Source organism: Staphylococcus sp. HMSC36A10 (assembly GCF_001838845.1).
GTDB classification, from domain to species: domain Bacteria; phylum Bacillota; class Bacilli; order Staphylococcales; family Staphylococcaceae; genus Staphylococcus; species Staphylococcus aureus.
Genome location: NZ_KV839117.1, coordinates 87,706 through 93,974, shown reverse-complemented (window position 1 = coordinate 93,974; position 6,269 = coordinate 87,706). Strand labels below are relative to the sequence as shown.

The window sequence follows — 6,269 nt, the reverse complement described above, 5'->3', positions numbered from 1 at the left end:
ACTAAAAGTTGTAAGGAAGAAGAGGGATACATGCGCCGAGTACATGCATAAAATCCCCTAACAACTAAAAGTTGTAAGGAAGAAGAGGGATACTTGCGTCGAGCGCAAGCATAAAAGCCCCTAACAACTAAAAGTTGTAAGGAAGGAGAGGGATACATGCGCCGAGCACATGCAAAAAAGCCCCTAACAACTAAAAGTTGTAAGGAAGAAGAGGGATACATGCACCGAGCACATGCAAAAAAGCCCCTAACAACTAAAAGTTGTAAGGGGATTTAAATTAATTTAGTGTATCTTGGATATCTTGTTTTGTTTGATTAATATCTTCTGTTTTTTCTTCTTTTTTATCTTTTAATTTTTCTTCAACTTCTTTAGCTTTTTCTGCTGCTTTTTTATTTTGATTTTCATTAGACATGATTAATTCCTCCCAAATTGGATAATTATTTATATATAAATCTTACCCGGTTGTACTTTCGTTAAACTTTTCTAAGTCTATAGCACTATTTATTCATTTATCTAAAGACAACAACATTAGATTAATATATAATGATTTTGAGGTGAACATAATGTCTTTTCTTAGGAAACACGCCGAAATTATTTTTAGCTATTTAATCGGTATCGTTTCACTCTTCACTGGTCTCATTATTTTAATTAACTTGCCATTAATTAAACAATTAAATGGTGGTAAAAAAGTTGATACACATGTTCATAATGTGTGGGAATTTCTGAATGCATTTTTCAGTGAAATTATTAAAGTAATGAGTCGATTTATAGGTAATTTCCCTATAGTTAGTGCAATTGTGATAATTATATTCGGTATTTTAGTTATGTTGATTGGTCATACATTACTTAGAACTATTAAGTATGACTATGATATTTCTATCTTTTTCTTAGTTATCGGTATCATGTACTTTATTATTACTCTTATATTAATGACTCAAGTTTATGGATTCTTTGCAGTGATTTTCATTATTCCATTTACAATTCATATAGGATATATCGTCTATAAAGATGAATTGAATCAGGAAAATGTAAAAAATCATTTCATGTGGATAATTGTGAGTTATGGTATAAGTTACTTAATTACACAAATTGCATTGTATGGCAGAATTGATGCTAATGAAATAGAGTCAATTGATATCTTAAGTGTCAATGCTTTCTTTATAATTATGTGGTTACTTGGTCAAATGGCTATTTGGAATTTCTTGTTCTTGCGCCGAGCTTTACCTTTAACAAAGCAAGAATTAGGTGAAGAGGAGCCAGAATTATCAAGAACAAGTAAAGGGAATGTCACGAATCAAACTAAAATTCACTTGAAACAACTCCAAGATAAGACTACAGAATATGCACGTAAGACAAGAAGAAGTGTCGATTTAGATAAAATTAGAGCTAAAAGAGATAAATTCAAAAAGAAAGTTAATGATATTATCGATATTCAAGAAGACGATATTCCTGATTGGATGAGAAAACCGAAATGGGTTAAACCAATGTATGTCGAACTATTTTGTGGTGTCGTCATCTTTTTATTCACATTTTTAGAATTTAATAATCGTAATGCATTATTTGTATCTGGTGATTGGAAATTATCACAGACACAATATGTTATTGAATGGGTTACATTATTAATTCTGTTATTCATTATTATCGCATATATCGCTACAACGTTAACTTTCCACTTGAAAGGTAAGTTTTATTATTTACAACTATTTATGGGGAGCATTTTATTCTTTAAATTGTTAACGGAATTTATAAATATAATGATTCATGGACTATTACTTTCAGTGTTCATTACGCCAACATTACTATTAATGTTATTGGCAATCATCATTTCTTATTCGTTACAATTACGAGAGCGACCATAATTAAAAGCATTATAAAAGTACTATCTATTAAACATTTTGATGTGTACGCTATAAGTTAGATATATCTCTAACTTACTTAGATACAGGTCAATGAAGTTTATGGATAGTACTTTTTTTGTAACTAGATTTGATTGATTCAGGTGATGCGAATTAAGTATTGAAAATTGTATACAAAGTTTTAGTGCAAATAAAATAGTTGAAAAGTTATCCATTTGTAAAATCAAGAAAACTAGTAAATAGTTGAAGCGACATATGGAATTTGCGAAACGATATATAGTATTTCCTTTGTAGAAATTTAACATATATCATTCGAATTACTAATTTGTTAAAATCAACAGTAAGATTAGAAGTAGATGATATTGAAATTTGGCAAACAATTTAATCTATATAAAACTACAACGAAACACAGAAAGGAAGTTGTCAGATGAAAATAGCAACTCTGAACAAAGGCAAAGAAACAAAATATTTTAATGGATATCCTTTAATTGAAGAAGAGGATATCTATTCACAAGATCATTTAAAAGAAGGAGATATTTTTCAAATTGTGACTGATAAATCACAATATGTTGCAACGGCTTATGTTGGTCGCCAACATAAAGGATTAGGTTGGGTTCTAACATACGATAAAGCTCAAGAAATCAACACAGCTTTCTTTGTGAAATTGTTTAATACTGCATTAGCAGAACGTGATTATTATTTTAATATAGATGGAACAAATGCTTTTAGATTATTTAATGCTGAAGGTGATGGTGTTGGGGGATTAACAATCGACAATTACGATGGTCATTTGTTGATTCAATGGTACTCAAAAGGTATTTATAAATTTAAATATGCCATTCTTGAAGCGGTTAGAAAAGTATTTGATTATAAATCTATTTACGAAAAAGTAAGATTTAAAGACAGCGAATATAGTGGTGGTTTTGTTGAAGGAGATGCACCTGAGTTTCCAATTGTTATCGAAGAGAACTTCACATTTTATAATGTAGACCTTGAAGATGGTTTGATGACAGGTATCTTTTTAGATCAAAAAGAAGTGCGCAAGAAATTAAGGGATCAATATGCCAAAGAACGCCATGTTTTAAACTTATTTAGTTATACAGGTGCTTTTTCTGTAATAGCAGCAAGTGAGGCATCTTCAACAACAAGTGTAGATTTGGCTAATCGTTCTCGTAGTTTAACTGAAGAAAATTTTGGATTAAATGCTATTGATCCTAAATCCCAATATATTTATGTCATGGACACTTTTGATTTCTATAAATATGCTGCACGACATGGACATAGTTATGACACGATCGTGATTGATCCACCTAGCTTTGCGCGTAACAAAAAACGTACATTTTCAGTGCAAAAAGATTATGACAAATTAATTAATGGCGCCTTAAATATCTTATCATCTGAAGGAACATTATTGTTATGTACAAACGCAAGTGTATATCCATTAAAGCAATTTAAAAATACTATTAAAAAGACGCTTGAAGAGAGTGGCGTTGATTATGAATTAACTGAAGTTATGGGATTACCAAAAGATTTTAAAACGCATCCACATTATAAGCCATCTAAATATTTAAAAGCTGTTTTTGTAAATATTAGACATTAATTTGATAAAAAGGGGTATAGTAACTTATTGAGAAAAAGAAGGGTGATAATATTATGGGATTCAAAAACAATTTAACATCAAATTTAACAAATAAAATTGGTAATTCAGTCTTTAAAATAGAAAATGTTGACGGAAAAGGTGCAATGCCAACGACGATTCAAGAATTGAGAGAAAGACGACAACGTGCTGAAGCAATTGTAAAGAGAAAATCTTTAATGTCATCAACAATGAGCGTTGTTCCAATTCCGGGTTTAGATTTTGGTGTTGATTTAAAATTAATGAAAGATATTATCGAAGATGTAAATAAAATATACGGATTAGATCATAAGCAAGTTAATAGCCTTGGGGATGATGTGAAAGAAAGAATTATGTCTGCAGCAGCAATTCAAGGTAGTCAATTTATTGGTAAAAGAATTTCAAGTGCATTTTTAAAAATAGTTATTAGAGATGTAGCTAAACGTACTGCTGCAAAACAAACAAAATGGTTTCCTGTTGTAGGACAAGCTGTGTCTGCATCTATTAGTTACTATTTTATGAATAAAATTGGAAAAGATCACATTCAAAAATGCGAAAATGTTATTAAAAATGTCATGTAGGTGCTATAATAGTTTTGCAATTTGCAAATTTTACTGAAACCGGTTTTAAACGAATTGAATTTAAAGCATGGTTTTGGTAAAGTTAATGTATAAAACTAAGTTAGTATTGTAATAATATTGAAGATTCTAACTATACGAAGGAGAAATGTAATTATGGAACAAAATTCATATGTAATCATCGACGAGACTGGTATTCACGCTAGACCAGCAACAATGTTAGTACAAACAGCTTCAAAATTCGATTCTGATATTCAATTAGAATATAACGGTAAGAAAGTAAACTTAAAATCAATCATGGGTGTTATGAGCCTTGGTGTTGGTAAAGATGCTGAAATTACAATTTATGCTGACGGTAGTGATGAATCTGACGCCATTCAAGCAATCAGTGACGTCTTATCAAAAGAAGGATTGACTAAATAATCATGTCTAAATTAATTAAAGGTATTGCCGCATCTGATGGTGTCGCAATTGCTAAAGCTTATTTATTAGTTGAGCCAGACTTAACATTCGACAAAAATGAAAAAGTCACTGATGTTGAAGGAGAAGTTGCAAAGTTCAATAGCGCTATCGAAGCTTCTAAAGTTGAGTTAACTAAAATTAGAAATAATGCAGAGGTTCAACTAGGTGCTGATAAAGCTGCTATCTTTGATGCACATTTATTAGTTTTAGATGACCCTGAATTAATTCAACCAATCCAAGATAAGATTAAAAATGAAAACGCTAATGCTGCTACAGCATTAACGGATGTAACAACACAATTTGTTACAATTTTTGAATCTATGGATAACGAATACATGAAAGAACGTGCGGCTGATATTCGCGACGTTTCTAAACGTGTGTTATCACATATTTTAGGTGTAGAATTACCGAATCCGAGTATGATTGATGAAAGCGTTGTTATTGTAGGGAATGACTTAACGCCATCTGATACTGCTCAATTAAATAAAGAATTCGTACAAGGTTTTGCTACAAACATTGGCGGAAGAACAAGTCACTCTGCAATTATGAGTCGTTCTTTAGAAATTCCAGCAATTGTTGGTACAAAATCAATTACTCAAGAAGTTAAACAAGGCGACATGATTATCGTAGATGGATTAAATGGTGATGTAATCGTTAATCCAACTGAAGATGAGTTAATCGCTTATCAAGATAAACGTGAGCGTTATTTTGCTGACAAGAAAGAATTACAAAAACTACGTGATGCTGATACTGTTACAGTTGATGGTGTTCACGCAGAGCTTGCTGCAAATATTGGTACACCTAATGATTTGCCAGGTGTTATTGAAAATGGTGCACAAGGTATCGGCTTATATAGAACTGAGTTTTTATATATGGGTCGTGACCAAATGCCTACAGAAGAAGAACAATTTGAAGCTTATAAAGAAGTATTAGAAGCAATGGGCGGTAAACGTGTTGTTGTACGTACTTTAGATATAGGTGGAGATAAAGAATTATCATACTTAAACTTGCCTGAAGAAATGAATCCATTCTTAGGTTACCGTGCGATTCGTTTATGCCTTGCGCAACAAGATATTTTCAGACCACAGCTACGTGCATTATTACGTGCATCAGTTTATGGTAAGTTAAATATCATGTTCCCAATGGTTGCAACAATTAACGAATTTAGAGAAGCTAAAGCTATATTATTAGAAGAAAAAGAAAACCTTAAAAATGAAGGTCATGACATTTCGGATGATATAGAATTAGGAATCATGGTAGAGATACCTGCAACAGCAGCATTAGCTGATGTCTTTGCTAAAGAAGTAGATTTCTTCAGTATCGGTACAAATGATTTAATTCAATACACATTAGCTGCTGACCGTATGTCAGAGCGTGTATCATATCTATACCAACCATATAACCCTTCAATCTTACGTTTAGTTAAACAAGTTATTGAAGCGTCACATAAAGAAGGTAAATGGACAGGTATGTGTGGTGAAATGGCTGGAGATGAAACAGCTATTCCATTATTGCTTGGTTTAGGTTTAGATGAGTTCTCTATGAGTGCAACGTCTATTCTGAAAGCAAGAAGACAAATTAATGGTTTAAGTAAAAATGAAATGACTGAACTTGCTAACCGTGCAGTCGACTGTGCAACGCAAGAAGAAGTTATTGAATTAGTTAACAACTACGTAAAATAATTAATTCTTTCGAAAGACAGAATTATAAATAAACCCGAAGTATTCATTGTGAGTAATTATGAATACTTCGGGTTCT

Annotated in this window: 6 protein-coding genes; 5 read left to right on the top strand and 1 reads right to left on the bottom strand. The window is 31.6% G+C overall.

From position 1 onward, the window contains the following. Nucleotides 1-277: 277 nt before the first annotated feature. Nucleotides 278-412 carry a glycopeptide resistance-associated protein GraF gene (gene graF / locus HMPREF3247_RS08165; protein WP_000064214.1) on the bottom strand — a complete coding sequence of 45 codons (135 nt, stop codon included), beginning with the start codon at nucleotides 410-412 and terminating at the stop codon, nucleotides 278-280. 151 nt (nucleotides 413-563) lie between these two features. On the opposite strand from graF, the gene auxA reads away from it, so the two are divergent. From auxA to ptsP, 5 genes are all read left to right on the top strand, one after another. Continuing rightward, on the top strand, nucleotides 564-1,859 hold the full coding sequence (gene auxA, locus HMPREF3247_RS08160; RefSeq protein ID WP_000009069.1) for a lipoteichoic acid stability factor AuxA: 1,296 nt from the start codon (nucleotides 564-566) through the stop codon (nucleotides 1,857-1,859). Between the two features lie 424 nt (nucleotides 1,860-2,283). Then, nucleotides 2,284-3,456, top strand: coding sequence for a class I SAM-dependent rRNA methyltransferase (locus HMPREF3247_RS08155; protein ID WP_000685063.1), 1,173 nt, complete (start codon nucleotides 2,284-2,286; stop codon nucleotides 3,454-3,456). Between the two features lie 53 nt (nucleotides 3,457-3,509). Further along, nucleotides 3,510-4,052 (top strand): hypothetical protein, encoded by a 543-nt coding sequence (locus HMPREF3247_RS08150; protein ID WP_000505966.1) that lies wholly within the window; start codon nucleotides 3,510-3,512, stop codon nucleotides 4,050-4,052. Nucleotides 4,053-4,205: 153 nt separating this feature from the next. Continuing rightward, entirely contained in the window at nucleotides 4,206-4,472 is a 267-nt protein-coding gene (locus HMPREF3247_RS08145) for a phosphocarrier protein HPr (RefSeq protein WP_000437472.1), read from the top strand. A 2-nt stretch (nucleotides 4,473-4,474) separates the two neighbouring features. Beyond that, nucleotides 4,475-6,193 carry a phosphoenolpyruvate--protein phosphotransferase gene (gene ptsP, locus HMPREF3247_RS08140; RefSeq protein ID WP_000040054.1) on the top strand — a complete coding sequence of 573 codons (1,719 nt, stop codon included), beginning with the start codon at nucleotides 4,475-4,477 and terminating at the stop codon, nucleotides 6,191-6,193. Nucleotides 6,194-6,269: the final 76 nt, after the last annotated feature.

What these genes read in the sequence shown, in the direction of transcription:
- graF (WP_000064214.1), bottom strand. Translation starts at nt 412, where the DNA reads ATGTCTAATGAAAATCAAAATAAAAAAGCAGCAGAAAAAGCTAAAGAA.
- auxA (WP_000009069.1), top strand. Translation starts at nt 564, where the DNA reads ATGTCTTTTCTTAGGAAACACGCCGAAATTATTTTTAGCTATTTAATC.
- HMPREF3247_RS08155 (WP_000685063.1), top strand. Translation starts at nt 2,284, where the DNA reads ATGAAAATAGCAACTCTGAACAAAGGCAAAGAAACAAAATATTTTAAT.
- ptsP (WP_000040054.1), top strand. Translation starts at nt 4,475, where the DNA reads ATGTCTAAATTAATTAAAGGTATTGCCGCATCTGATGGTGTCGCAATT.
- HMPREF3247_RS08145 (WP_000437472.1), top strand. Translation starts at nt 4,206, where the DNA reads ATGGAACAAAATTCATATGTAATCATCGACGAGACTGGTATTCACGCT.
- HMPREF3247_RS08150 (WP_000505966.1), top strand. Translation starts at nt 3,510, where the DNA reads ATGGGATTCAAAAACAATTTAACATCAAATTTAACAAATAAAATTGGT.